Origin of the sequence: Bacillus sp. RIT 809 (assembly GCF_016892495.1) — a bacterium.
Classification (GTDB): Bacteria; Bacillota; Bacilli; order Bacillales; family Bacillaceae_G; genus Bacillus_A; species Bacillus_A cereus_U.
In genome coordinates this window covers 24,163-51,027 of record NZ_JAFEMR010000011.1, presented here as the reverse complement: position 1 = coordinate 51,027, position 26,865 = coordinate 24,163, and the positions used below count along the sequence as shown (strand labels likewise).

The following is a 26,865-nucleotide window of genomic DNA, read 5'->3' as shown; positions in this document are numbered from 1 at the left end:
GAGCACTTATTTCTTAATTTTCAAAAAATGAAACCGACAGGAAATCGAAGTCAATTACATTCATTCAGCGAAAGGACTTTAATGGAACGAATTGAAAAGGAAAGGATGATTTATATGCAGAAAAGGAATAACTTTATGTTCCAAAAACCGATGAAAGTACTTGCGACATCTGCTATTTTGACAACTACATTATTTTCACCTATCATGACAAATGGCTTGACTGTTCATGCTGAAACAATTGCTGCACAGACTACAAACCAATATGAACAGAGGGAGTTTGAACTTCCGGGTACAGGAAGTTTTAGTAGTGAAGCAAAAAGAGAAAGAAGAAGTGAGCAAAAAACATATATGCCAACAGGAATCTATGTAAAACCGAATGAACAAATTACGATTGAAGTATCGGGAACGCAAAAGGTTAGAGCGATTATTGGGACGCATCAATATGATAAACAATGGGGAAAAGAAGTTAATCTTTCTCCTGGTTCTAATACCATCTCCTCTCCAAACGGTGGTTTATTAGGATTTGATAACTCTCAAGATACAGGAACAGTTAAGGTGAAAGTAACACAAGGCGGAAGCCCTGTTCCATTCTTTGAACTAGGGAAGCATACGAAAGAAGACTGGATTACGATGATGAAAATGTATCCAGATGCACATGCGGTACAATTGAAATCGGAAAAAGCAGTACTTACTGTTACTCGTGATAGTGCTCAGAAATATATTGTGGATCAAGATCCTGTTCCTCTACTAGAAAAATATGATGAAATGATTCGAGCACAAGATAAGATATCAGGGTTATCTGAAACAGACCCGAATCCTTTACATCGTTCGACTCGCCGCATTTGGGCTTTTGTAGAAAATCCTAACAAACCAGATTGGGGCATGTATGCCTCTCTTGATGGAGCCGTATTTACTACTGCTGGTAACGCAATCGAAAGTGCTTTAGATGTAAATAAATTTGGATGGGGACAAATGCATGAGGCGGGACATGCAAGGCAACAATCCCCATGGACGTGGAGCGATTTTAGAGGTATGGGGGAAGTAACTGTTAATCTATATTCTTTAGCTGCACAAAAGCGATTATTCCCAGATCAGCCAACACGTTTAGAAAAAAATAAGGATTACGAAAAAGCCTTTACATACTTAAAACAAACAGATAAAGACTATAAAAATATTGATGACTTATTTGTGAAACTTGTAATGATTTGGCAACTTCAATTAGCATATGGTGAAGATTTTTATCCAAATCTTCATAAACTATATCGAGAGTTACCAGAGGATCTACTTCCAAAAACGGATGAAGAGAAAATACAAGCATTTATTTACAATACATCAAAAGTAGCGAAACAAAATTTACTTCCATTTTTTGATCAATGGGGGCTGAAAGCATCACAAGAAACGAGACAAAAAATAGAAGCTTTGAACTATCCGATATTAACCGCACCTATTTGGCAGGCCACTGATTCTAAACCTGTAATTGTAGAAAAAAACGGAGAAACTCCAGATATGGAACCGAAATTAACAGTACCTGTTGGAGCAACAATGAATGTAAGTGATCAATTCGACCCAATGTCAGGAGTGTCTGCTACTGATAAAGAAGACGGCGACATTACTGATAAAGTAACAGTTGACGGTAAAGTAGATACATCTAAACCAGGTACTTACGAGTTAACTTATACAGCTAAAGACTCTAAAGGTCATAAAGTAACTGCGAAACAAACAGTAACGGTTAAAGAGAAAGAAGAAACAAAAGATGAAGCGCCAGTACTAAAAGTACCTTCAGAAACGACAATTACTGAAGGAGATAAATTCTATCCAATGAAAGATGTAAATGCTACGGATACAGAAGATGGTGATATTACGTCGGAAGTAAAATATGAAGGTAATGTAGATACAAATACACCTGGCACTTACACGATTACATACACAGTTAAAGATTCTGCAGGTCATTTGGCAACTCAAACACAAACTATAACAGTTAAAGAAAAACCTGCTGAAGACAAAGAGCCAGAGTTAACAGTACCGGAGGAAACAGTATTAACAGTTGGTGATCAATTCGACCCAATGAGTGGGGTTAAAGCTATCGATAAAGAAGATGATGATCTTACTTCTAAAGTAACATATAGCGGAGACCAAGGTACTGATAAAGAGGGTACTTACAAAATTAAGTATGTTGTGGAGGATTCTAAAGGTCATCGAGTAATTAAATTACGTACTGTAATTGTTAAAGCGGCAGAAAAACCTTCGGAAGACCAAGCTCCGGTGTTAAAAGTACTATTTACAACTACGTTACATGTAGGAGATACGTTTGACCCAATGTCAGGAGTGTCTGCTACCGATAAAGAAGATGGCAATTTAACAAGCAAAGTCAAATATAAAGGTAATGTAGATACTACTAAACCGGGTAAATACATTGTAGAGTATTCGGTTGTCGATTCTAAAGGGGTTAATGCAATAGCTACACAGACTGTAATTGTAGAAGAAAGCGGAGAAACTCCAGATATGGAACCGAAATTAACCGTACCTGTTGGAGCAACAATGAATGTAGGTGAACAATTCGACCGAATGGCAGGAGTATCCGCTACTGATAAAGAAGACGGAGACCTTACTTCTAAAGTAACAGTTGAAGGTAAAGTAGATACTACTAAACCGGGTACGTATGTTTTAACTTACACAGTTAAAGATTCTGCAGGTCATTTGGCAACTCAAACACAAACTGTAACAGTTAAAGAAAAAGAAAAACCTGTTGAAGATCAAGAGCCTGGGTTAACTGTACCTGCTGAAGTGAATATGAATGTAGGAGACAAATTCGATCCAATGTCTGGGGTTAAAGCTATTGATAAAGAAGATGGCGATATTACTGATAAAGTAATACAATTTGCTGAAGTAGATACATCTAAAACTGGTACTTACGAAGTAAAATTCCTTGTTCGTGACTCCGGTGGTAATGAGGTAACTACAATACAAAAAGTGGTTGTGAAAGATAAAGACAATGGTACTGGTTCTGATAACGGAAGTAATGGTTCAGGCAACAATAACGATTCTGATAATGGTAATAACAATACCAATAACGGTAATAGCCCTGATAATGGCAGTACTGGTACTAACAACAGCAATGGCTCTGATACTGGTAACAGTAATATCTCAATCAATAGTACTTCTGATAAAAAAGAAGATACATATAAAGAGCTTCCAAAAACGGGTGCAAGTACAAATAACAGTGCAGCATTGGGCATATTGATGGTTCTTGCAGGTATGGTAATTACTTTTGGTCGCAAATTTAAAAAGGTACTAAAATAATTGTGACTCAGTGCAGTGAATAAAAAGACATCTTCAAATAATGAAGATGTCTTTTTATCAATTTCAGGTGGGAAAGGAATCTTGGTAAGTATGAGCTATTTCATTAAAATGGAAGAAATTTATCCAAAGTGGAAAAATAGAGAAATAACAGGGGGTACAATTTATCGTTTCCTGACAGAATACTCCTTCCTCAAGCGTGTGAAGGGCGTAAGCCGTATACTGTAGATGTCCTATAACAAAGCGAGGTGCAACCTATGTTAGTAAATAAAGCATATAAATTTCGTATCTATCCAAATAAGAAACAAGAAATAGTAATTGCTAAAACGATTGGTTGCAGTCGGTTTGTATAGCCAGAAATCATGAGTATATAACTTTTTTCCCTTCGATTATCTATGCTTTAAAGGTCTAAAGAAAAATCTAAAATCTTCATTTTCTTTTCAAACAAGGGTAATCTCGCCACACCTTCCTCAATTAACTCTTTGATGCAAATTTCTGTTTTTGATCCGTTTTTTACAGTGAAAATCTTCATTGCCATATACATTCTCATTTGTTATCTTTTTGTTACCTTCAAATGAGTCATCTATATGTTAAAATATTTATATTCCTCCTAATCAATTTATCCGATTAGGCGAGCCCTAAAGAGCCCCTATCTCCTTAGGGCTCTTTTCATTAAACCTATCATTCTATCTCATTTCTTTTCTCTATAAAGCAAATAGAACTCTTATGATAAAACTTCGTACGCTTACATACCCACGGATCATCGTCATCCTCAACATCATTGGCCAAGAATATTTCCACTTTCGCAATCTCTTTAAGTTCTTCTAGATATACCCTCCAAAAAATTACTAATCCTAACAAAGGTAATATTGCTGAAAATATCATTAATTTGGTTCTGTTGCAGTTACAATAGCTCTAACTCGAATATGAAATATCCTTAGGCAGTTCTCATATGGGGGCATTTTCAACGTGACATATAATAATTTCATGTACCGAATTTATTAATAAACAAATCAAAGATCTTCACCAAGGGATTCTTTCCTTCTTTTGAATTGAATATGTAACGATAGTTCTATATTCTTGTTTTGGTATCAATAGGATGCGTGTCTATGAAAAATCATAAAAAAGAAGTTGTCTCTAAAAAATCGTTTTTCAACGAATTTTTGAGACAACTTCTTTTCTCATATATTGTATTAGTAAACACATATTGCAAGTTAAATTTGAGAATAAAATAAAATTAAGAATGTTATTATTTTGTAGAATTTCCTACATACGCTGAAATATCAACATTTAATGCTTCCGCTAGGCGCATACCATATTCGCGGTCTGCGCGGAAGAAATTGCAAATTGCAAGTAATTTCGTTTGCTCATTCACATCTTTTAAATCGCTTGTTAAGTTTGCGATTAAATTATCTTGTTCCTCTTTAGAGAATGAATGGTAACGCTCACCAGCTTGCTGGAAGTCGTTTGGTTTATCAATTTTTTCACGAGATACATAGCCTTCAAGTTTCATATTCGAATCACGGTAAGCTGAATCTTCAACAGGATTTTCAGCATGACGACTTGGCTCGTAGTTAATTGTTGATGGGTTTTGATTGATTTGCATTGCACCATCACGTTGTTGATTACGAACAGCTGCGTATGGGCAGTTTACAGGAATTTGCAAATAATTTGCACCAAGGCGGTAACGCTGTGTATCTGGGTAAGAGAATAAACGACCTTGTAATAGTTTATCTTCAGATGGTTCAATACCAGGTACAGTTGCACTTGGCGTAAATGCCGCTTGCTCTACTTCCGCAAAGAAGTTTTGTGGATTGCGATTTAAAGTCATTGTCCCTACTTCAATTAATGGGAAGAGATCTTCTGACCATACTTTTGTTGGATCTAGTGGATCGAACTCTAAAGAATCCATTTCATCTAATTGCATAACCTGTACGTGTAGATCCCATTTTGGATAGTTTCCTTTTTCAATCGCTTCGAATAAATCACGAGTCGCATGGTTGAAATCTTTACCTTGTACTTCTTCCACTTCTTTTGCACTTAAATTGCGGACATCTTGCTGTGGTTTCCAATGATATTTAATGTAAACAATTTTCCCTTCCGCATTAATCCATTTAAATGAATGTACGCCGAAACCTTCCATTTCACGATAGTTTGCCGGTGTACCATAATCAGAAAATACCCATGTCAGCATATGTGTAGATTCTGGAGTTAACGTCATGAAATCCCAGTAACGATCTGGTGTTTGAATATTTGTATCAGGTGCTGGCTTTAAAGAATGCACCATGTCAGGGAATTTAATTGCATCACGAATGAAGAAAACAGGTAAATGGTTACCTACGATATCGTAGTTTCCTTCTTCTGTATAAAATTTAACAGCGAACCCGCGTGGATCACGAGCTGTTTCTGGAGAACCTTGACCATGAATAACCGTTGAGAAACGAACGAATACAGGTGTTTCAGTTCCTTCATTTTGTAAAAATGCTGCTTTCGTATATTGCTTCATACTGTTTTTTGTTACGAACATACCATGAGCACCTGCACCACGTGCATGTACAACACGCTCTGGAATACGTTCACGATCAAAATGAGCAAGCTTTTCTATTAAATGATAATCTTCTAATAATACTGGTCCACGTTGACCAGCTGTACGAGAATTTTGGTTATCTCCTACAGGAGAACCTTGATTTGTTGTTAAGCGATTATTCGGATTCATAAAGGAAAACCTCCTATTTATATTCAATAATAATTATTTAATTGTAAACATTATAATTTAATATATATTTAGTTTTATTACTTGTCAATAATTTAAAATCGTTTTTTTTTATTTTTTTGAGATAGGGTCCGCGAAACAATCTATAAATATATCTTGTATATTTAGCATAGCCAGTCTAAAATACTCTGCAATAAATCCAATTGGACAATAAACAAAAGAGTCATAACCTACTTTATATATAAACCTCTCGTCAAGTCTTGTACATCTGATCAAATCCATGAATCTGGTGTATTCCCTATACTTCGCCAACCAATTAGTAATCTTCTAAACTTGAGCATACAAATCACACATCTTTTCTGGAATTTTAGTTTCCTTATATTTCCGGATGTTAATCCGTAATGAGCATTCGTTCATCATCTGTAGGATTATTTAAAAATCCCTCTTTTGATAACTATATGTTCAATTAAGTAATTATTACACATTATGTAGTATATCTATTAAGTTATAATCATTATAAAATGATAATTTATAAAAGTAAATATTTTGTCGAAAAATTTCATTAAAAATCCAATATCAATTCTTTTTTTATAAAAATTATAAAAAAAGAATTGATATTGGATTGAGATTATATTAATATCTTTCGAGGATAGTATGTACTATTCACTAACTAATGAAGGATGTAAAAAAGAAGATATTTATTAAAATATACTTTTAAATAAACTTTGAATATATGGCTGTGTTAGGAGTGATTTGTTTGAAAAATAGATTGAAAGAGCTTTATTTATGTTCGTTTACAATTATTGCAATGGGTTTTTTTGAAATAATTTATGATCATACTGCAGCTGAGCTTACTGAAGGGTTTTATTTGGGGAATTTAAAGATACTTACGGGAGTATTGTTTTTAATTTTTGCTTTAGTTTCTCAAACTAAACATAAAACTAATGGCAAACAGTTAGAAAGAGAACTATCAAAGGAATATGATGAAAGGGTTGATTTAATAAATGGAAAAGCTGCACATTTTACCATAAGTATTCTTATGGTTATGATTATTCTTATGATGTTTCTTTCGAAATGGATAATAATTCCGATTAATACTGGGCTATTTCTCATTATGATATGCTGTCTAATTACGAATACATTAGCTAAAAAATATTATAATAGTTTTCTTTAATTAGAAGATTTCTATGAAGAATAGAATAAAAGAGTTACGTTTAAATGAAAAATTCCCTAGCGTACGATATTCGCCTTTAGGTTGGGAAGATATCAATTTCTTAGGAGAATAAAAGTTTGAGGGATTACATTCAACAAGTTTACATTCCTTACGTCCCTTGAATATTAAAGAGCCGATTTACTCTTGACGGGGTAAAATCTGGCTCTTTTCTTGTCTGACTTTTCTTACCGTGGGGTTTTTCTGAAATAAATGTTAATTGTGAGGAGAGGATGGCGGTGTTTGGGAAATGCCGAGATATAGGGAGTTTATTATTAATTCTTTCTTTGCTGATCATAGCTTGTGTATTACAGGCTTTGGAAGAGGATAATGGGGAATGATGGATGCAATTATAGAAATTTGCATAAAATTTATTATGATTTATTGTATAGGCTGTTTTGGTGGTAGTTTGTTATGGAAAATGAAAACAGATTGAAAGGAAAGGAGATTCAATATGAGCCTTTCACCTCAAAAAAAGATGTTGCAGCGGGTTGAAGAAAAGGAAATGCCATACTGTAATGATGATCCATTGGCTATTGCAAAAGGGATTAGAAATGGATTCCTAATGGTAATGCCATTTTGGTTATTTGTATCGTATTTAGTTGTATAAAAACTACATAACTACGAAAAGATGAAAGAAATGATTGTTTCGAATGGAATTACTGATATTCAAACGAAAAATCAGGCACAGGAACTCGCAATGGAAATGACAAAACAAGCGCTTCATGAAGGCGTTTGTTGTACAAGGTGAGAAGAAGGACGGCTTTTTAGAATATATCACTAGCCATTTGGAAAAGGATTATCATTCTTATCATGCTTTTCAAATCATGTTAGCGTGTAAAGAATCGACGCCTGCTCTTTGTTCTTATCCTTTCTGGATTGTGTATGAGAGCAATAGAGAGGTGAGATAACAAAATGAGTTTAATCATTCCACATTATTTACTTGTAGGCGGATGTTCGAAAGACAAAGTGTTACAGACACATAAAAAAGCGAAAGAAATATTTAATCCGAAGGGTAAAACGAATAAATTGGTAAGTCAGTTGAGAAACGTTTCCTTTTTTGTACTTTGTGACGGCAGCCATCATAGATGGAAAAATGAAGATGAATATATGAAAGCGAAAACGGCATATATTCGTTACCTTGTAGAGTCTGATATTCAGTTTGTAGAAATGGCAACACAAGAATTGATTTCTTGAAAGTATGCAAAAGACCCCAAAAAGCTAGAACAACATACTTATCATGTAGAAAGAAAAAAAAAGCGTATCATTAGTCAGCTGATCGATTGCGGATTTTACAAGGATGGAAGAAGACAACTCTATGAATTAGAGCCTTCAGAACTAGAAAAGCATCTAAAAAAAATTAAAAAGGAGCGAGTAATTCTTCATAGTTGATGCAAAGGAAGTGAGGCTGTGGCATCTAATAAGTTTGAAAAAGAACTGGAGAAAGCCACGTTGAAATTAGTAAAAAAACATTGGCGATTCTTTCTCTTACTGGCCGGTATTCTATTTGTTTGGATCGCAAGACAAGAAGTTATAAACAGGTTGCTTCAGATAGAGTCAATTGTGAAAAGGATTGTACATGTGGGTCTTCTCCTACTATTTACCGGGATTGCATTTTGGATAATCAGAAACGTTGCTTTATGCAAGCTTGAAAAGAAAAAATATAAATACGTTTTGATTATTCCTCATATGTCCGATGATACAAAAGTAGATCAATTAGGAGATATGATTCGGCAAGTACATGGTGAGGAGAGAAATCCACTAAAGCAGTTGTGAAAGGGATGCGATTGGTATCGGTTACTTATGTATCAGCCGGAAGATGTAGAAGGAAAGAGTCAAAAGGATCGATTTTATTTAGGCGGACCAGAAGAGAACTTGGAATATCTAGTCAAAGCGTTTCGAAGTGTATATAAAAACGCGGAAATTATAGAACAAACGATGGAAAACATTTCGTTTTCACGTAATAAATTGTTTGGTGGTGCGGTTGACGGGAGAATGAGATTAAAGACGAAAAAGTCCTATCACTTACTTAATATAAAACTGATAAACTAGGGATACCGCCCCATGTCCATCAACTTAAGAATCTTTATTATCCCCACGTTATTCTTTCTAAAAAGCTAAATAGAAAGGATGATGTTTTTTACTAGATTCTTAAGTTGATGGACATATATAGTGACTCCTAGGAGTTGATACATATGGAAAACAAGAGCTCATGTATATGCAATTTCAAAAAAATCAAACTACCAGAAGCTTAAATCTTATATCAAACCCATAGCCGATTATCAACAAGAGTAAAGGAGCGGTGAGTATGACAACAATTTTAGTATTAGAAGATGAGATAACAATTCGTAGTTTTATTACATTAAATATGAAGCGTGCTGGTTTCAATGTTTTAGAAACCGATACAGGTGAAAAAGCTCTTGAACTTTTAGAAAATCATAATGTTGATATTGTAATACTTGATGTTATGTTACCAGGAATAGATGGTTTTGGGGTATGCAAAAGAATACGAAAAAACAATGAAAAGATTGGTATTATTATATTAACGGCACGTGTTCAAGAGAAAGATCAGGTACACGGTTTGACAATTGGAGCAGATGATTATATTAAAAAACCATTTAGTATAATTGAATTAGTAGCACGTGTACAATCATTGCTAAGAAGAGTAAAAGAAAATAAAATGGATATGAAATGGATTCATTCGGGACCATTTCAATTAAATCTTCTGCAAGGAGAATTATATAAGGATGAGATAGTAATTGATTTAACTCCAACAGAGCATATTATTTTACGATGTTTAATGGAAAATTCTATTAAACCCATTTCACGTGATGAACTCTTAAATAAAATATGGGGCATAAGTTGTGTAGGTAACACAAAAGTAATAGATGTGAATATCAGTCGTCTGCGTCAGAAGATTGAACCTAGTCCTTCTGAGCCTCAGTTTCTCCTTACGGTACGAGGTAAAGGATATAAATGGAAAGAAGGCAAACGATGAGGCGGAAAATTAGTTTGTACTTTATCGTTTCCTGACAGAATACTCCTTCCTCAAGCGTGTGAAGGGCGTTAGCCCAACGGTAGGTGGGAGATGAATGCCAATAGGCGTAAGCCTACGTTTTTTTGTATACTGTAGATATCCTATAACAAATCGAGGTGCAACCTATGTTAGTAAATAAAGCATATAAATTTCGTATCTACCCAAATAAGAAACAAGAAATAGTAATTGCTAAAACGATTGGTTGCTAGAGAGATGAAAAAAAGGAAAAAACTATTGAATTTATGGAAAACGATTACATTATTAGTGTGTACAGTTGTAATTTTTTCTTTACTCGTAACAGATATTTTAATTAGCCATAATGTTGAACAGGCGACAGAAGATAGTCAGGCTGAGAAGGCAAAAACGATTGCACGTATTGTGGCGAATGATTCTATTGTAATTGATGGGTTGGCGGGGAAGGTAGATACCTCCTTGATTCAGGTGTATACAAATAAGCTATTAAAGAGTACAGATGTTCAATTTATTGTAGTTATGGATATGAATGGAATCCGGAAATCTCACCCCAATCCTCAAAAAATAGGACAACATTTTATTGGAGGAGATGAAGGGCCTGTATTGAAGGGCGAAGAACATGAATCGTTAGCAAAAGGAACTTTAGGAGTTTCTATGCGAGTATTCGTACCTATTTTTGCTGACACAGGTGAGCAACTTGGTGCGGTCGCTGTTGGCATTTCAGCTGATAATGTGAAAGAGAGAGTGAAAGAAAGTAGACATATCATCTATATCGGTGTTGGTGTTGGAATATTAGTTGGAATTATAGGAGCGATATTGCTAGCTAGACATATAAAGAAAATTTTATTTGGTCTTGAGCCACATAGGATAGCGAAAATTTTAGAAGAAAGAAATACGATGCTACAATCTGTAAAAGAAGGTATTGTTGCTGTAGATACAGAGGCGAGAATAACTTTAATTAATAATGAGGCAAAACGAATACTTAAGAAAATTGGATTTACAGAAGATTTTATCGGTAAAGATGTTGAATTGTATACGCCGAATTCACGTATAAAAGAAGTGTTGCAAACAGGAGAGGTACAATTAAACGAAGAACAAAATATTCTTGGAATCACGATTGTTACAAACCGTGTTCCTTTATACGTAAAAGGAGAAATAGTTGGCGTGATTGCAACATTTCGTGATAAAACAGAGATTAGAAAATTGGCAGAGGAACTAACCGGTATCAGGCTATATGCGGAAGCATTACGGGCACAGTCCCATGAATTTATGAATAAAATGCATGTTGTATTAGGACTTACACATATGAAACAGTATGAAGAATTGCAGAAATATGTAAGTAGTATGGTGTCAGAGCATCAATATGAAATTGGTGGGGTTATGAAAAGTATTAAAAGTCCGGTATTTGCTGGTTTTTTACTAGGTAAGCTTAGTTATGCTAGAGAGAAAAATATAAAGTTAATTATAAGTGAAGGTTCGGACTTACCAGACATATATGATGAGAGGATCATTCATGAACTTATTACGATTGTCGGAAATTTGATTAATAATGCATTAGACGCAGTGATGAATTGTGAGAAGAAGAAGGTTGAAGTTGGAATACAATATGGGGATACATTAATCATTACAGTACAAGATACAGGGAAAGGCATACAAGAAAATGAAATAGCTGCATTATTTATAAAAGGTTATTCCACAAAGGGTGATAATCGGGGGTATGGTTTGCATCTTGTAAAGGAAAGCATACAGCGAATAAATGGGGAAATTCATATTCATTCATTGGTAGGAGAGGGAACAACGATAACAATTGAAATACCTAATAGTAGGGATGAGAGATAAAGATGATTAAAGTTTTAATTGTAGAAGATGATCCGATGGTAGCGATGTTAAATACGCATTACTTAGAGCAAGTGGGAGGGTTTGAACTTATTCATGCAGCTAAATCAGTAAAAGGGGCGATAGAAGTATTAGAGAGATCACGAGTAGATTTAGTATTACTTGATATTTTTATGCCTGAAGAGACTGGATTTGAGCTTATAATGTATATTCGCAATCAAGAGAAAGAAATTGATATTATGATGATTTCAGCTGTACATGATATGGGAAGTATTAAAAAAGCATTACAATATGGCGTAGTAGATTATTTAATTAAACCATTTACATTTGAACGATTTAAAGAGGCTTTAACTGTATATCGAGAAAAACTTACTTTCATGAAAGAACAACAAAAAATTAGTCAATCAGAACTAGATTCACTAATTTTACAAAAAGAAAAAAGAGAGTCCCTTGTTACTAAAGAACTTCCAAAAGGATTAACAAAGCAAACGTTGCAACTCATTTGGCAGAAAATCGAATCGCTTAATGGACAAGCATTTACAACAGATGAAATGGCGCAATTAGTAGGGGTTTCGAGAGTTTCAATTCGAAAGTATGTAATGTTTTTGACTGAAATCGGAGTATTAGAGAATGAAATGATGTATCAACATGTGGGAAGACCTGTGAGTAAATTGAGATGTATTGACCAAAATAAAATAGGTTTTTACGTATAAGCGACTTATTATAAGTCGCTTATATTTTTTTTAAATTACAAAAGTAGTTATAAAACTTACAAATACTATTTTTACTATTGAAATCATTTTAATATTATTGTTCAGATGAATTAAAGGAAGTAGAAATGCAAGCAAAAAAAGAGAATAAGGGTGTCTGGAACATACCGGGTTATATTGACGAAATATAACATAAATTAAATCGAAAAGATGCTGCAGCATAAATTCTGTAAAAGGAGAATATTTAAATTATTAATATAATAAAAATATATCTGTTCACAAGGAGATGTTTAGTTTGTTGAATTATGAAAAAAACGCAGAAGTTTTAAAAGCATTAGCTCATCCAATTCGAATTAAAATTTTGAAAGAATTAATTACAAGAGGGGCATGTAATGTAACTCAAATTGTAGATATTCTTGGTATCCCACAATCTACTGTTTCGCAGCATTTATCGAAGATGAAATCTCAAAAATTAATTATGAATGATAGAAAAGGGTTAGAGGTTTACTATAGTGCTCAAAACAAAACTATTAATTCCATTTTCGAAATATTATTAGATTAGAAACTATTAATTGTAAGTGAAAATTAGTAATCTTTGCACCAGAACCTCTTAAGTCAACCAAGGATTCTTGGCGAGTCGATGAGACGTATGTGAAAGTTAAAGGTCAATGGATGTACCTATATCGTGCTGTTGATTCAAAAGGAAATACAATTGATTTTCATGTTTCAAATCCTCGTGTTATAACCGTCGATAAAAATCCTGCTTTTCCTAATTCACTTAGTGCTCAATAAGTTAGATGTCCACTGTTGCGGGTAAATCGTTTGAGAAACGCCTCCGTTTCAGCTGTACCAAGCCGTAAGGATGTAGCATACTTAATCATTTGATCATATTGTTGTTCAATTAAATTCCAATTGATTGGTCGAGTTAAAACTGGCTGCAAGTTGGAATTTGAGTCTTGCATACCTACATCTGAACGATACAATTTTTGTGCATGAATAGCTTTGAACCTTGGCATCGGTTGGAATCCTAGCAAATGACAAAAAGCAAAAGCAACTTCACTTTGTCCATGTGTATCTACATAATTCTTCTCTACTTCCATATTTGTACAATGCCGTAGCAATCCTTCAATCATAGTATGTCCAAGTTTTATAGACTTTTTGCAACAGAACCCTTTAATTAGTGGTTTAGGAGAAAACGAGTGACTTTTGATAGGTTCAATAAAATAAAGGGAATGGATGTAAATTAATAGTTAAAAGTTTACATTGTAATAAGGAAGAATTCTAAAATATAAATAAGAACTGTTCGTGTTTTAATTAATAATTAAAATTATGTAAAAAAATTGATTATCCTGTCAACCAAATTGAAAGTTAATCGTTATAAATATAGTAGGAGGGAAAAGATGCGAGATGATGTTTTTCAAAAACGATTAAAGCAGTACCTAGCTTTTATTTTTAACTATTTATTAAAACTTGGAATATCTAGAGAGGATGCAGAAGATATTGTACAAGAAACAGCTTTAAAATATATTCAAAACTTAGAAGGTATTCCCGCTGAAAAAGTAAAAAGTTGGCTGTTTAGAGTAGCTATAAACAGAAGTTATGATATTTTGAGAAGGGAAAAAAGAAAAGATAAGTTTTTAATTGAATTATGTATCTTAGAAAATCTTGAACCTGATTTACCTGAGGATTGTCTATTACAGGAAGAACAGAGTGGTGAAATACAAAAAACATTAGATTTGCTTCCTAAAAGGTATAGAGAATTTTTAATTCTAAAATATGTAGTAGGATTACGGTATGAAGATATATCCATTTTATTTGAAGTTACTACTGGAACTGTTAAAACAACGGTATTTCGAGCTAAACAACATTTTATTAATATATATAGGAGGGAACAAAATGAACATAAAGAATGATGAGAATCAATCTGAACTTTTTTTAGATGATAAGGAATTCGAAAAAACAATGCATAAAGGTAGAAGAAAAGCGATTATAAAAAATGTAGTTATTACGGGAAGTGTACTAATTGCATTATATAGTGGACTGACTATAGGGACCAATTATTGGTTATCTGAGCGTCTGACAAAGGAAGAGAATGCTACAGGAGTATGGTTATCTATTACTGAACCTAATATTGAGCAAAATGCATCATTTTATAATTGGAATTCTTTTTCCGTTGACGCAACTCACACGTATTCGAAAAAAATAGGAGAGCGTATCATACCTTGGGAATCGTCAACAGGACATTATAATCTTATTCGTTCAGAAAAAGGACCTTCTAATTGGATAAATCATTATAACGAAAAAAGAAAAGGCTGGGAAATGTATAACAGTCAGAATGGACAAAGAGAGCTTATATTTTATCATCCGAAAGTTCAATATAAGCAAGTTCCTAATGATTTGAATTTACTTGATGACATAGGATCAAATAAATATGTTGAATATGCGCTATCTTTTGATCGCCCGTATTCAATTAGTGAGGTTCAAAAATTTTTAGATAAACAAAATACAGAATGGCTTTGGATAGACACAGAATCAGATGAAGAGATACATAGTATCAATCAGCAGGAGCTTAAAGAAGAAGGAGGATCTTTTAATCGTGGAAATATATATGGTTATCCGTATAATTCACAAAACGACTGGCAATCTCCTGAATTTTTTATAGATACATTAAAATCCCCGGAGTTTTATGGAGAATATGCTGATAAAGCAAAAGAAATATTAACAAAATTAAAAAAGGATAATCCTACATTAAACCCAGAAAAGGTGAAGATTGTTGGAGCAGTAGTAACTGGTACTCCTGATGAATTAAAGAAATATCAAAATAAAGAATTTATTAAATCTGCTTCTCTCGGGGCCACAATAGACAAATATTAATGATTAGATTTGTATTTTGAAAGTAGAATGAAAGGTTCTGGTGCGAGAACTATAATACATTGTAAAAAGGATAGGAGGTTCCTAATGGAATCTTCTGTTAAACAGTTAACACGAGTAGTTTCTTGATGAAGACATTCTGATTTTGGACAGACTGACTCTGCAAATCAACTTGTTCTTTTTTGATAGACCATTTTCGTTTAGTTTGAAGTTTTTGCACCAGAACTCAAGATTATATGATATAGGAACTGCTCTACTAGAGAACAGGAACTTTGGTTCACTTGAGATATAAAAGAAACTTATAACGCTGGAAATTTCATAGAACGTTTTAATAATTTTAATAGTGTCTTTTTAAATAATTAGAAGGAGACAAGTAAGGAAGGTGATTAATATTGTTATTTTATATAGGATTGATAGTTGGAAAGTTAGCGGGATATAGTAGTAAAAAATTAGGTTTTAATGGATCTAACATTCCAGGGAAAATTCTGAATTACTTATATAAGAATGCATTACAAAAATTAGCGACACAGGTGGAAACCGTGGTTTTGATTACCGGTACAAATGGAAAAACAACAACTTGTAATTTAGTTTCTTCCATTTTTAAATCCAATAAAAGTGAATATATCAGTAATATAGAAGGATCTAACTTATTAGAGGGAATCACTTCTGCTTTTATAAAAAAAAGCAATATACGCGGGAAAATACAAGGTGTGAAAGTAGCAGTTCTCGAAGTCGATGAATTGACAATGACCGAAGTTCTGAAACAAATACAGCCTCAATTGATCGTTGTAACAAATATCTTTCGAGATCAGCTGGATCGTTATGGAGAAATCAATACGCTGATTTCAAAAGTACAAACCGCTATTCATTCTAGCGATGCTCACTTGCTATTAAATGGTGATGATCCATATAGTAGACATTTTACTAAAGAAAAGCATAAAACCATGTATTTTGGTTTAAAGAAAAATGTAGGGAATTTTCATAAAAGTAATATTAGAGATGCCGTCTATTGTTGTTGTGGCCGGCTATTAAAATATATATATACTCACTATGGACACCTTGGAAAATATTATTGTTCGTGCTCCATGAGTAGTCCCGTATTAGATGTTGAGGTTACTTCAATTCAATCACAAAATAACTTAACGATTACTATACAAAATCAATCCTATACTTCCAATTTGAAGGGTGAATACAATGCATATAATATGCTAACGGCTATAAAAACTGGAGAATTTTTAGGTTTTAGTTATGAACAAATTCACAAAGGATTAAGAGAATATCGCACGAGCAATGGACGTATGCAACAGTTTCTCATTGCACAAAATATATACCATCTAAACTTAGCTAAAAATCCACAAGGGATGAACTGTACGATAGATTATTGCATACAAAATAAAAATATTACACAATATGTTTTTATTTTAAATGACTTGCTTGCTGATGGGAAAGATATCTCTTGGATTTGGGATGTAGATTATGAACTATTAGCAAACTCCAATGTAAGCCATATAATTTGTGCAGGAACACGTGCCCATGACCTTGCAGTGCGTTTAAAATACGCGGGGATTTCTGTGAATAGGATAAAAGTTATCTCAAATATTTCCGCTGCCATACAGAATAGCATTGCAGCAGGGAATGAAACGTCCGTAATTAGTAATTACACAGGGTTAAATACTGCCCGGCAATATTTAAGCACGAAGGGAACGGTGTCCCCATCATAAATAAGATGGCATCTATATATACGTTTGGTTTAATTATTTAACTGAGCGTATATATATTTCAAATACACCGAATAGAGAGTTGACACTAAAAATAAAGATATAAATTGGGTACTTTCCTTAGAATTTATATATAAGGCCCGATTACGTTTTTAACATCTGGAGGTACTATGAAAAAATTGATCATCTATCATTACTTCCCCAATACGCTTAATTTATATGGCGATCGCGGGAATGTAGCCATTCTACAAAAGCAATTAGAATGGAGAGGAATAGAAGCCGATATTCATTATGTGGAACAAGTAAAAGATTATCCTGTATCTCAGGCTGATCTAATCTTTATTGGGGGAGGGAGTGACAATGAACAACAAATAGTTCAAGAACAATTGCTTTCAATTCGAAAAGAATTGAAAGCAGCAATAGAGGATGGTTTAGCAGCACTTTGTATTTGTGGAGGATATCAACTATTAGGAGATTATTATGAAACTGCAAACAGTGATATCATAAAAGGCCTAGGAATATTACCATTTTATACATCATGTAAGGACACGGGTTCAGTGGGTCGATTAGTAGGGAATGTAAGAGTACAATCTGAAAAATTCGGAAGAATAGTGGGTTTTGAAAATCATAGTGGCCAAACATTCCATTCTTTTGACTGTCTCGGTCAAGTTCTACAGGGATATGGGAATAATGTAACAGAAAAAAAGGAAGGACTTCTGTACAAAAATCTGATAGGTACGTATTTACATGGGCCATTTTTAAGTAGTAATATTCATGTATCAGACTGGTTAATATTGCAAGCACTAAATAGAAAATATGGACTTACAGAATTAGAGACATTAGAATGTACTTTGGAAAAGACAGCATCCGATTTCTCATGGGATAAGAGGTAAGGTTCGGTTTGAGTGCAAATATAATCGAATTTGAAAAGAGAGCGACAGATGCTGTTAGGAATCCACTGTTATGCAATGAGACCGAAGAGCGTATTGATAAGTTGTATGTGATTTCGAACAGACTTCTCCCCTTGAAGAGTTTGTCCCTTCTTGATCATATGCATAGTTTCAATACCAGAAAACGTTGTTGACGCGGTTTGGAAAGGCTGAAATCCAAGGGTTTTGTTGCAAAGTTAAAAAAAATATAAAATAAGTCGATACAACCATTAATAGGGTTTAAGCAAGCAAAAACGGAGTCTTGCGAAAGACTTCGTTTTGTTTGTAAAGTGCATGAAGGGGCTCGATCCCATCGCGATCAAATTAAGAAAACAGATCAATCCCAAAACGAAAAAATGAGCTGACTTCTCAAAGCAAACTCAACAACATGATTGGATTTGCCTTGAATTTTTTGCGAGTGTCTCAAAAAAGAGCGAATTCCTACCGTGCCCCTAGTAGCGTTGAAAGCACACAAGATCAAATGGGAAAGAATAAGGTTGAAACCCCTTCTAAATCTAAAGAAAACGCATTAAGCCGTATGCTATCAGATTATCAAAAGAAGATAGAAACGAATGAATTAGAAAGTGTGAAAGGGAAATTCAAAAAAGTATCAGATGGAGATACATATGTAGTGATCCTGGATAAAGACTCCTTATCTAAATCAAATATTGTAGATAAAAGTGAACGTCAAATAAAGGTCAGAGCTCTCCTACTAGACACCGTTGAGTCGGTTAAGCAGTACAAGCATATGGTAGGAAAGCCTCTAATTTCGCTAAATCATTATTAGAAGGAAAAAATGTTGAAATTATATTCGGTAAAGGTGATAAAAAAGATCATTTTGGACGGTACTTAGGTTACATAATTTGTGACGGAAAGTTAGTCCAAGAAGAAATCATTAAAGAAGGTCTTGGAATTATTTCTTATGTGAAAAAGCCAAATACAACATTTTTAGATGAATTAAAGGAAGTAGAAATGCAAGTAAAAAAAGAGAATAAGGGCGTCTGGAGCATACCGGGTTATGTTGACGAATCAAAATATAAATTAAATCGAAAAAATGCTGCAGCATAATCTCTGTAAAAGCAGGAAAATGAAATTTCACTTACCAAACTTTTAATAAAGTTTAATTAAAACTAATTAACAAGGGGATGTAGAACGTGACTAATTATGTAGAAAATGCAGAAATTTTAAAAACATTAGCTCATCCAATGCGTATTACAATTTTGAAAGAATTAATTACAAGAGGAACATGTAATGTAAATCAACTTGTAGATATTCTGGGTATCCCTCAATCTACTGTTTCCCAACATTTATCGAAAATGAAATCTCAAAAATTAATTATGAATGTTAGAAGAGGATTAGAAGTTTACTATAGTGCTCCTAATAAACAAGTAAATGCAATTGTGGAATTATTACTAGATAATAATTCTGTTAATTACTAGTTGAATCTACGATACGTTGGAACTTAGATTCGTTCGAGGATGTGGTTGTAGTATACAGGGTAAAATAATAAAGTTTTTCCCCGTACACTATTATGAAACTGAAAATGAAAGGGATGCTACTACCTTTCATTTGCTCAGTCTGTTAATATGCCGGCTGAAGCAACAGGATACAAATATGCAGTACTATATAAAAATAAATTTATAAGTATTGTTTCGAAATTTGAACTTGGATGGGTGTTTTTGCCCATCCCCTCGAAAAGGGGGAATAAGGGGTTCAACCGCGATATATACGTTATCTTAGCCAAGAAAATTAAAATATGAATTTAAAAGGGCCCTTACGTTGAATACATATATTCAACGTAAGGGCGAATTATTTTTGGTTTGAAATAAAGCTTGATTAAAAACAACTTAGGGATCTGTGTAGCCGTTTTCCTTAACGTACAGAAAATTGGCTTGTTGGTTCGTTACTCGTTAAAAATGTTTGTAAAGCTTCTGGAGGTTATATCAACTTGCATTTTATTTGCTAGAATACCATTTAGCTAACCACTCATTCCATTTATCTTTTTGAATAGTAATGGCAAATATAGTGTTTTTATCAGGCTTGTCAGTAAGACATACGGATGTATCATGAACAGATAAATATTGTCCGTGGTTATTTTTTAAAGAGAAGGTTTCAAATCCATAATTAACAAGTGTCCATACTTGTCCATAAGCACGAAACCCTGTAACGCCCACCTCACCATTTGCAGATGTAAGATAGGTTGCATTTGCTTCTATGTACACCTTATTAGATCCTTTTTCAATTGGAATAATTGTAAATATGCTCCTATCTTCTGGGATCCAATTAGATGAAGCAGAAATATTCGTACTATCCTCCCATGTCCGCAAGACGTTATCCCTGTTTCTAATTTTCACAGAAATAGAAGAACATTCTTCATTTTTATGCTGTGTAACGACAGCAAGCTTATGTCTCTTTATCTCAGCAAGTTCATCAGCGCTATAACTAAAAATCCCAGATTCTTTTACTGGATTTGAAGTTAGCGTTGCCAGTTTTCGTTTCTCTTCCGGTAGTGCATGAAAAAGTTTCTCTAGGTCAAAAAAAGCACTACCTGGTTTTATATTTGGAAACTCTTGTCTAATATATTTTAGAGCTAAAGGACCATTCATTTGACCACGATTGTCACTTTTTAAGTAATATGTTTGCCAATTCGTAAGCGCAATACCAGTATTCCCTTCATCTAATTGTTTTTGTGTAATATAATACACATCACGTTCATATAGATCTGAGGCATCTGGATTTAAGTCCACTATGATACCAGCTTGCTTAATCAAAAGTTGTTGACCATGTTTTATCGTTTTATATTCAACTTTCCCATCATTATAGAAAAGTTTAACTCTCTTAGAAAAGTTTTGGTTTTTATAATAATCATACACACTAATACCAAATTCTCCTTTATTAAAAGTAGGAGCTTTGTAAGCACGGTTTTCATTGTTAGCTAGATAATCATTTTTAGCACTTTGTTCGGATAAAAAAATAACAAAAGGCTCTTTTAGAAACGTATCATAGGTATCTCCAAATGTTGTAAGAATCGTTTCTCTTGTATCAACGTCTGCTTTTGCTTTATGTTTTATAAAGGGGTTGAAACTGAATACAATCCCCATCGCTATTCCTACAGGGGGGATTTTTTTTATATATCTCTTTATCTTTTCCTTCATGGATTTGCTCCTTACTTTCTGATTTATACTGTTTTCAACGTATTTACATTCATATCAGTAAGTTTATCTTAATTTAAATCCCTTTCAAAAGTCTTTCATAAATGTTACAAAACCATTTCATTGCTTCTCATACAAACACTTCTGTACTTTTGTAAGTAATTTCTTAAACTTAGACATAACGATAAGAATAAAAGGATTGATACATAAGTAAACCACCGATCATATAGTCTAAAAATACACTTTTGCGAAGAGCTTAACACCATGAATCTCAAAAACATAAGTGTGAGATTATTACTCGTACAGTTATTTTCTCTAGTACTGGAACTATTTATATCTTCCTCAAGGATGCTGTTCTTACCTGGGTTTGTTGAAGATAGTTTCGGTTTACTTGGAATTTGCATTACTACACCTTTATTATTATTTATTGGTGTAATTATGACATATCTTAAGAAAAGGCCTTTGTATAATAAGAACGAGACAAACTATTCCTTTTAGTTAGTATTGATTAAAATAAAAATTTTGTTTTGGTGATACTTAAAAATCTTCGGTTAATGAGCATGGGGCCAAGCTAAAAAATATAGAATACCGTAAAAAATTCGGAATTTTATACGATATTAATGTAAGACTTTTGTAACATTTATGAAAGACTTTTGAAAGGGATTTATACTAAGATAAACTTCGGAACGTTAAATGCAGTTTAACAAATAGAAAAAAATAGGGTAGCACAAAGTGAGGAGCACAATTATGAATGGAAAAGCAAAAAAAAGTATGCGAAAAATCCTTCCTGTAGGGATTGCAATGGGGATTTTATTCAGCGCCAGCCCCGTAACAGAATATAAAGTGAAAGCAGATGTTGATACGTTCGCAACGGTTGTTACAACATTTGGAAGTATCTATGACGCGTTTCTTGCAGAGCCATTTGGGAAATGGTTAGAAGAAATAGATGCAAAGAACAGTTATGCAGCTCGTCTTGAAAACGTTGCTTATAAAGCTCCTACTTTTAACAAAGGGGAATTTGGTATTAGTGTGTTTGATTATAATAAAGATCAAAATTTTAGCAAGAAGATTAAACTTGTTTATGCCAATGGGAAAGTTGAAAATAAAACAATCAAGCATGGACAACAAATTCGTATTAAGGACGCTGGTACAATAGTAGACTTAACTCCTGATGAACCAGAACTATCTAAACATGATATTTTGTATATTACACAAAAACAATTAGATGAAGGAAATACGGGGGTTTCACTTACGAATTTCAAAACCTATTATCTAAAAAGTGACAATAGCGGTGGTAAAAATGTTTTAGCAGCTGAATTTGAACGTCAAGAATTCCCAGGATATTTTCTTACTAATGGTTCTGGTTTACGTGATATTCGTTATGTTAATGAAGATCTTTTTAGTAAACTACCAGAAGGAAAACGAATATTAGCAACAATTACTTCAGAGCCAGTTGGCAAAGATGTTCTTTCGAATTATGCTACGAATGATCCTGAAGCTCGTGAGGATCTGAAGAAACGTATACTTGATGTTTACACAAACCATAAAGACGGGGAATATTCTCCTATTTCTATAAAAATTGTAAATGATGGAATAAACCTGCAAGCAGGGGATTATGTCCATGAAGCAGGTGACGGGGATTCAAATTCAGGGACTGCTTTTACAATTACACCGATTAAAAATGGATCTAATAAGGTTATTATATCATCTGTCTTTAATGGGAAAGTAAGATATCTTACTTCTAAATCAGGAGATGGCAGTCAATGGATTTATACTCATGATGGAGATATCAGTTCTGATGAAATATGGGATCTTGTTGTTCGAAAAGACGGTCAGTTTTCTTTAAAAAATAATAAAGGGCAATATTTATACGTTCCTAGAAGTGGTAAAAGTGCACCAGCGAGGACTACTGGTGATATTAATGAAGCTAGTAAACTCACAGCTCGCCTTGCAGCACATGAGTGGAATAATTGGTTGATTGATTGGCATCCTCGTAAGAAAAATGAGACAAAGGTACATGAAGGAAAGACATATGACGGGTTAGAGTTCAAATTTGATGCAAAAGATAACTCTATATGGACTGCATACAATTCTGGAAAATTGATAACAAATAGTTGGATAAAAAGAGATAATTCTCATTATTATGCGGATTCTTCAGGAACTCTTTTAAAGGGCTGGCAAGAAATTGAGGGGAATACGTATTATTTTAATCCAAATAGTAATCACAGGACTTCAGGAGGCGGAACTGTCGACATTGATGGGAAGTACTATAACTTCAATGATGACGGTGTTCTACAGAAATCAGCATGGCAAGATCTATACTATTCCGATGCTTCAGGAGCGTTTATTAAAGAAGGCGTGAAAGAAATTGATAATAAAATTTATTATTTTAAAGATTACAAGCCTACTACAAATGTACTACGTTTAGAAGATCAAGGTGTCACTCTTCGTTTTTCCGACGAAGGTGTGCTTCTGATTGCTTATGGATTGGATGGAAAAGCTCTAAACAAAACAGTTAATGTTACTTTGGACAATAAAACATTATCATTTAGGAAAGATGGTGGACTTCAGCCACTAGGGATCAGCAAAATAGGTAATACAGTGAATTATTTTAGTTTAGAAGATGGAATTAACTATTCCGGTTGGAAGGAATTTGATGGAAAAAAATATTATTTTAGAGATGGAAAATCTTCTACTGTGAATGGTACAGAAACGATTGACGGAAAAACATATTTATTTAATGACTGGGGACATGCTACTCAGATAGGTTTTGTAAAAACTAACGGTAAAACATACTATTATAATGATAAAGGCGAAATGCAAACAGGCTGGCAAAAAATCAATGATAAATGGCATAGCTTCGAGGATTCTGGAGAAGCTACGGTAGGAAAATTCACAGCTTGGGCACGCTCCGATTCACAGTTTGGATGGTTCGATTACTATGCTAAAGACAATGGCGAGATTTATGTAAACGAAACTGTTTCTCTTCCGACAAAAGATGGATATAAAAAACATATCTTTGATAGTTATGGACATTTTAAGATAGACTGGAACAGTTAAGATCATACAAAAACTATAAATAGGTGTTAAAAAATATAAAATAAAGCAAGAAATTATAAGACTGCAAGGCATTTTTTTCAGAAGGCTTTGCAGTCTGTTTATATTATCGCGCACGGTAATATAAAAATCGAAAACAATCTACAATCTTCTTTCTTTTTAAATCGTTAAGGCTTTTTCTGCCACATATAATGGTGAAAACTAAGGGGGAAAGTGAATGCAGATTGCTTTTGTTCTGCATAGTAACAATTTATATATTAAAAATGAAATGTAAATAGATTTATAATGAATTGGTGTAAAATACGCATAAATCTAGGTGGAGCATTATGAGTCAAATAAACTTACATATAAAATTATCTCTCATACAATTATTTCTATTAGTATTGAACTTATTCATATTTTCTTCAATCATGCCACTTTTATCTTGGTTTATTGAGAGTGCTTTTGGATGGTTAGGCATTTTGGCTACCACGCCTTTATTGCTAATTATCGGTTGAATAATTCCACAGCTTAAAAAAGTGAAGGGTTTTGCATAACAAGAACAAGGCAGGGTGTTCCCTTTATTGCATCCATTGTTTCACTATGTATTATGTTATTACCTACTATGGAATTATCGATTGTAATAGCTCTTATAGTTAATGGTCTCATGGTTATCATAACAATTGTATTTTTAGTGCAATATTTCTATAGACTGGATTAAAAATATAGGTTTATAAAGCTTATTAGCCTAACATTTTTAAGTATCTTGCTGTTACAATATTTGTCTTACTTGTAGGGCTATTGACAGGGTTGCTAGTGATCTTACTTGTAAAAGAGAACAGAGAAATGGAAAAAGTAAAGTATATTTATCAATAACAAGAAAAAAGGCTTTTGTAGATAGCTTGTTTGTTTTCTTCTATCCTTACAGAACTGTCATCCTTGTGTAAGGTTATTAGATAGTTTATTTAATGTTAAAATGTAATAATTAACTTATAAAAATTGATAATGATTTTTTAGAAATTATAGACGAGTGTTGTTCACGATTATAATAACAACTAAAAAATGATTGAGAAAAATTCAACATATACATAATAAGTGGAGGTAAATATAGTGGCTTTAAAAGTATTACTTATCGTTATTGGTGTAGCATTAATTTTATCGGGTGTATATAAAATGAAGAAGTATGATGCATTCGTAGGAAAAACTCAAACCAGAAAAAATCTTTTCAACTTGCTAATTAATGGTCAGAGTTCTGGAATAGGACAATTATTAAGTGGGATTATGTGTATCGTTTTAGCAATCGTAGCCTTTATAATTAAATAATTTGCAAATAAGGGAGCTAAGATATAGAATCTAGCTCCTTTTATTATGATAAACTCTTTAGGAAAAAACAAATATTGTATCATTTTTGGAGATTGATTTGCAACGTAATATATGCAATGTCGTGCCGCTTTAAAAATCAAGCCCAAGGCAAGTGTTGCATATATGTTGATTTTTGCAACACCTGCCTTGGGGATATTTTATGTTGTAGCGTACAGAGAATAAGTTGAAATGTGTCCAAACGTACAATTTTTTTTTTGGGATATGGTGAGGATATCACGGAAAAGTGGGGCGCGTCTCGCACTACGATTTATCACCCAAAGTGACAGCTACACTACTAGGGGTATCGCCAGCATTTCGGAAAAAAACCACGCTAAGAGTATGCAAGATTTTATACAGTTTTTGGGCTAATACAGTAACAAACAAGAGCCCTGAACCCACGCCAGGACAAGAATGTATAAAAAGATGAATAGGGTTATAGAAAAAGAAAAAGGCGAATCCCTACTTTCAAAGGGAATTCGCCTTTTTCTTGCTACCGATAATATTGCGTTATGTTAACTTTCTATGAATATCATATTCAACCAAAATTACCCTTATTGATGGTACAATTAAAGTCTTGGAGGGGTATTATGGGATTTATTGTGGATATTGTATTTTATTTTGGATTTTATTTTGGATTACTGTTTCTTATAATTGGTACCGCATTAGTTTTATTTATTATGGCTGCATTACCAAAAATCTGGAGTAAAAATCTATCATTCGTAATGATCGGTTTAGGGATAAATATACTTACTATTCCGTTGTCTTTTTTTATAGGTGGGATGGCAACAGATTCTCCTGATAGTACTAGGTTAGATTTTTGGAAAGGATTTTTCTTTATTCAAAAAATACCGCTCTTTTTACTGATTTTTTTATTATTTTTAACTGTGGTGTTGTGGTTTATTCGTAAGAACAAGAAAATAGTAAACATGTAGAATTTTAAAACGACTTCCAATAACGATAATTATGGAAATATTTTATTTTAAATTCACAGCAAGTACATACTTTTTTTGTAAAATATAGT

23 protein-coding genes and 7 pseudogenes are annotated in these 26,865 nt (G+C 33.4%); 24 read left to right on the top strand and 6 right to left on the bottom strand.

Features of this window, described 5'->3' with window-relative positions; translation table 11 throughout:
- Positions 1–81 precede the first annotated feature (81 nt).
- A complete protein-coding gene (locus JTF23_RS13685; protein WP_204208979.1) occupies positions 82–3,300 on the top strand; it encodes an immunoglobulin-like domain-containing protein in 3,219 nt (1,072 codons plus the stop codon).
- Positions 3,301–3,554: 254 nt separating this feature from the next.
- Positions 3,555–3,647 (top strand): annotated as a pseudogene (locus JTF23_RS13680) (helix-turn-helix domain-containing protein); the annotation flags it as partial.
- A gap of 50 nt (positions 3,648–3,697) precedes the next feature.
- Here JTF23_RS13680 and JTF23_RS13675 read toward each other — a convergent pair.
- The 3 genes and pseudogenes from JTF23_RS13675 to JTF23_RS27805 all read right to left on the bottom strand — a co-directional run.
- A complete protein-coding gene (locus JTF23_RS13675) occupies positions 3,698–3,835 on the bottom strand; it encodes a hypothetical protein (protein ID WP_002162343.1) in 138 nt (45 codons plus the stop codon).
- Positions 3,836–4,546: 711 nt separating this feature from the next.
- Complete coding sequence (locus tag JTF23_RS13670; protein WP_002130360.1) at positions 4,547–6,013, bottom strand: catalase; 1,467 nt, start codon at positions 6,011–6,013, stop codon at positions 4,547–4,549.
- 108 nt (positions 6,014–6,121) lie between these two features.
- Positions 6,122–6,324: pseudogene (locus JTF23_RS27805) on the bottom strand (ferrochelatase); the annotation flags it as partial.
- Positions 6,325–6,767: 443 nt separating this feature from the next.
- On the opposite strand from JTF23_RS27805, the gene JTF23_RS13665 reads away from it, so the two are divergent.
- From JTF23_RS13665 to JTF23_RS13610, 12 genes and pseudogenes are all read left to right on the top strand, one after another.
- Positions 6,768–7,184, top strand: coding sequence for a DUF2178 domain-containing protein (locus tag JTF23_RS13665; RefSeq protein ID WP_204208978.1), 417 nt, complete (start codon positions 6,768–6,770; stop codon positions 7,182–7,184).
- A 490-nt stretch (positions 7,185–7,674) separates the two neighbouring features.
- Complete coding sequence (locus tag JTF23_RS13660) at positions 7,675–7,830, top strand: hypothetical protein (RefSeq protein ID WP_204208977.1); 156 nt, start codon at positions 7,675–7,677, stop codon at positions 7,828–7,830.
- A gap of 305 nt (positions 7,831–8,135) precedes the next feature.
- The gene (locus tag JTF23_RS13655) at positions 8,136–8,417 is read left to right on the top strand and encodes a hypothetical protein (protein WP_204208976.1); all 282 of its coding nucleotides are present in this window, start codon (positions 8,136–8,138) and stop codon (positions 8,415–8,417) included.
- Positions 8,418–8,483: 66 nt separating this feature from the next.
- Positions 8,484–8,612: a Fur-regulated basic protein FbpA gene (gene fbpA / locus JTF23_RS13650; protein WP_080021449.1), complete on the top strand. Its 129-nt coding sequence runs from the start codon at positions 8,484–8,486 to the stop codon at positions 8,610–8,612.
- An 18-nt stretch (positions 8,613–8,630) separates the two neighbouring features.
- Complete coding sequence (locus JTF23_RS13645) at positions 8,631–8,996, top strand: hypothetical protein (RefSeq protein WP_252188019.1); 366 nt, start codon at positions 8,631–8,633, stop codon at positions 8,994–8,996.
- Between the two features lie 27 nt (positions 8,997–9,023).
- On the top strand, positions 9,024–9,272 hold the full coding sequence (locus JTF23_RS13640; protein ID WP_204208975.1) for a hypothetical protein: 249 nt from the start codon (positions 9,024–9,026) through the stop codon (positions 9,270–9,272).
- A gap of 256 nt (positions 9,273–9,528) precedes the next feature.
- Entirely contained in the window at positions 9,529–10,218 is a 690-nt protein-coding gene (locus tag JTF23_RS13635) for a response regulator transcription factor (RefSeq protein WP_204208974.1), read from the top strand.
- 164 nt (positions 10,219–10,382) lie between these two features.
- Positions 10,383–10,463 (top strand): annotated as a pseudogene (locus tag JTF23_RS13630) (helix-turn-helix domain-containing protein); the annotation flags it as partial.
- Positions 10,464–10,470: 7 nt separating this feature from the next.
- Positions 10,471–12,069, top strand: coding sequence for a sensor histidine kinase (locus tag JTF23_RS13625; RefSeq protein WP_204208973.1), 1,599 nt, complete (start codon positions 10,471–10,473; stop codon positions 12,067–12,069).
- Between the two features lie 2 nt (positions 12,070–12,071).
- Positions 12,072–12,779, top strand: a complete 708-nt coding sequence (locus JTF23_RS13620) for a response regulator (protein ID WP_204208972.1) — start codon at positions 12,072–12,074, stop codon at positions 12,777–12,779.
- 292 nt (positions 12,780–13,071) lie between these two features.
- Positions 13,072–13,338, top strand: a complete 267-nt coding sequence (locus JTF23_RS13615; protein WP_002130351.1) for an ArsR/SmtB family transcription factor — start codon at positions 13,072–13,074, stop codon at positions 13,336–13,338.
- A 47-nt stretch (positions 13,339–13,385) separates the two neighbouring features.
- Positions 13,386–13,559 (top strand): annotated as a pseudogene (locus JTF23_RS13610) (DDE-type integrase/transposase/recombinase); the annotation flags it as partial.
- 5 nt (positions 13,560–13,564) lie between these two features.
- Here the strand turns inward: JTF23_RS13610 and JTF23_RS13605 are convergent.
- Positions 13,565–13,909: pseudogene (locus JTF23_RS13605) on the bottom strand (Tn3 family transposase); the annotation flags it as partial.
- Positions 13,910–14,176: 267 nt separating this feature from the next.
- Here JTF23_RS13605 and JTF23_RS13600 point away from each other — a divergent pair.
- From JTF23_RS13600 to JTF23_RS13585, 4 genes are all read left to right on the top strand, one after another.
- Positions 14,177–14,689 carry an RNA polymerase sigma factor gene (locus JTF23_RS13600; protein ID WP_002162331.1) on the top strand — a complete coding sequence of 171 codons (513 nt, stop codon included), beginning with the start codon at positions 14,177–14,179 and terminating at the stop codon, positions 14,687–14,689.
- The gene (locus JTF23_RS13595; RefSeq protein WP_204208971.1) at positions 14,673–15,650 is read left to right on the top strand and encodes an anti sigma factor C-terminal domain-containing protein; all 978 of its coding nucleotides are present in this window, start codon (positions 14,673–14,675) and stop codon (positions 15,648–15,650) included. Before JTF23_RS13600 ends, JTF23_RS13595 begins: the two co-directional genes overlap by 17 nt.
- Before the next feature lie 389 nt (positions 15,651–16,039).
- Positions 16,040–17,368 (top strand): MurT ligase domain-containing protein, encoded by a 1,329-nt coding sequence (locus tag JTF23_RS13590; RefSeq protein WP_204208970.1) that lies wholly within the window; start codon positions 16,040–16,042, stop codon positions 17,366–17,368.
- 167 nt (positions 17,369–17,535) lie between these two features.
- Complete coding sequence (locus JTF23_RS13585; protein WP_204208969.1) at positions 17,536–18,258, top strand: type 1 glutamine amidotransferase; 723 nt, start codon at positions 17,536–17,538, stop codon at positions 18,256–18,258.
- 68 nt (positions 18,259–18,326) lie between these two features.
- Here the strand turns inward: JTF23_RS13585 and JTF23_RS27800 are convergent.
- Positions 18,327–18,473, bottom strand: a pseudogene (locus JTF23_RS27800) (IS6 family transposase); the annotation flags it as partial.
- A gap of 209 nt (positions 18,474–18,682) precedes the next feature.
- Here JTF23_RS27800 and JTF23_RS13580 point away from each other — a divergent pair.
- From JTF23_RS13580 to JTF23_RS13575, 3 genes and pseudogenes are all read left to right on the top strand, one after another.
- Positions 18,683–19,081, top strand: coding sequence for a hypothetical protein (locus tag JTF23_RS13580; RefSeq protein ID WP_252188018.1), 399 nt, complete (start codon positions 18,683–18,685; stop codon positions 19,079–19,081).
- Between the two features lie 11 nt (positions 19,082–19,092).
- Positions 19,093–19,362 (top strand): annotated as a pseudogene (locus JTF23_RS27795) (thermonuclease family protein); the annotation flags it as partial.
- 86 nt (positions 19,363–19,448) lie between these two features.
- Positions 19,449–19,733: an ArsR/SmtB family transcription factor gene (locus JTF23_RS13575; RefSeq protein WP_000186505.1), complete on the top strand. Its 285-nt coding sequence runs from the start codon at positions 19,449–19,451 to the stop codon at positions 19,731–19,733.
- Positions 19,734–20,249: 516 nt separating this feature from the next.
- Here JTF23_RS13575 and JTF23_RS13570 read toward each other — a convergent pair.
- Complete coding sequence (locus JTF23_RS13570; protein WP_204208968.1) at positions 20,250–21,449, bottom strand: hypothetical protein; 1,200 nt, start codon at positions 21,447–21,449, stop codon at positions 20,250–20,252.
- 744 nt (positions 21,450–22,193) lie between these two features.
- On the opposite strand from JTF23_RS13570, the gene JTF23_RS13565 reads away from it, so the two are divergent.
- The 3 genes from JTF23_RS13565 (at position 22,194) to JTF23_RS13555 (ending at position 26,776) form a co-directional block, all read left to right on the top strand.
- Positions 22,194–24,506, top strand: coding sequence for a cell wall-binding protein (locus JTF23_RS13565; protein ID WP_204208967.1), 2,313 nt, complete (start codon positions 22,194–22,196; stop codon positions 24,504–24,506).
- A 1,086-nt stretch (positions 24,507–25,592) separates the two neighbouring features.
- Positions 25,593–25,805, top strand: a complete 213-nt coding sequence (locus JTF23_RS13560) for a hypothetical protein (RefSeq protein ID WP_204208966.1) — start codon at positions 25,593–25,595, stop codon at positions 25,803–25,805.
- A gap of 596 nt (positions 25,806–26,401) precedes the next feature.
- A complete protein-coding gene (locus tag JTF23_RS13555) occupies positions 26,402–26,776 on the top strand; it encodes a hypothetical protein (RefSeq protein ID WP_142273949.1) in 375 nt (124 codons plus the stop codon).
- The last annotated feature ends 89 nt before the right edge of the window (positions 26,777–26,865 follow it).

Excerpts from the sequence above, each read along its gene's own strand:
- JTF23_RS13600 (WP_002162331.1), top strand. The coding sequence starts at position 14,177 with ATGCGAGATGATGTTTTTCAAAAACGATTAAAGCAGTACCTAGCTTTT.
- JTF23_RS13580 (WP_252188018.1), top strand. The coding sequence starts at position 18,683 with ATGATTGGATTTGCCTTGAATTTTTTGCGAGTGTCTCAAAAAAGAGCG.
- JTF23_RS13655 (WP_204208976.1), top strand. The coding sequence starts at position 8,136 with ATGAGTTTAATCATTCCACATTATTTACTTGTAGGCGGATGTTCGAAA.
- JTF23_RS13625 (WP_204208973.1), top strand. The coding sequence starts at position 10,471 with ATGAAAAAAAGGAAAAAACTATTGAATTTATGGAAAACGATTACATTA.
- JTF23_RS13640 (WP_204208975.1), top strand. The coding sequence starts at position 9,024 with ATGTATCAGCCGGAAGATGTAGAAGGAAAGAGTCAAAAGGATCGATTT.
- JTF23_RS13595 (WP_204208971.1), top strand. The coding sequence starts at position 14,673 with ATGAACATAAAGAATGATGAGAATCAATCTGAACTTTTTTTAGATGAT.
- JTF23_RS13570 (WP_204208968.1), bottom strand. The coding sequence starts at position 21,449 with ATGAAGGAAAAGATAAAGAGATATATAAAAAAAATCCCCCCTGTAGGA.
- JTF23_RS13670 (WP_002130360.1), bottom strand. The coding sequence starts at position 6,013 with ATGAATCCGAATAATCGCTTAACAACAAATCAAGGTTCTCCTGTAGGA.
- JTF23_RS13685 (WP_204208979.1), top strand. The coding sequence starts at position 82 with ATGGAACGAATTGAAAAGGAAAGGATGATTTATATGCAGAAAAGGAAT.
- JTF23_RS13585 (WP_204208969.1), top strand. The coding sequence starts at position 17,536 with ATGAAAAAATTGATCATCTATCATTACTTCCCCAATACGCTTAATTTA.
- JTF23_RS13660 (WP_204208977.1), top strand. The coding sequence starts at position 7,675 with ATGAGCCTTTCACCTCAAAAAAAGATGTTGCAGCGGGTTGAAGAAAAG.
- JTF23_RS13555 (WP_142273949.1), top strand. The coding sequence starts at position 26,402 with ATGGTACAATTAAAGTCTTGGAGGGGTATTATGGGATTTATTGTGGAT.
- JTF23_RS13565 (WP_204208967.1), top strand. The coding sequence starts at position 22,194 with ATGAATGGAAAAGCAAAAAAAAGTATGCGAAAAATCCTTCCTGTAGGG.
- JTF23_RS13635 (WP_204208974.1), top strand. The coding sequence starts at position 9,529 with ATGACAACAATTTTAGTATTAGAAGATGAGATAACAATTCGTAGTTTT.
- JTF23_RS13620 (WP_204208972.1), top strand. The coding sequence starts at position 12,072 with ATGATTAAAGTTTTAATTGTAGAAGATGATCCGATGGTAGCGATGTTA.
- JTF23_RS13675 (WP_002162343.1), bottom strand. The coding sequence starts at position 3,835 with ATGGCAATGAAGATTTTCACTGTAAAAAACGGATCAAAAACAGAAATT.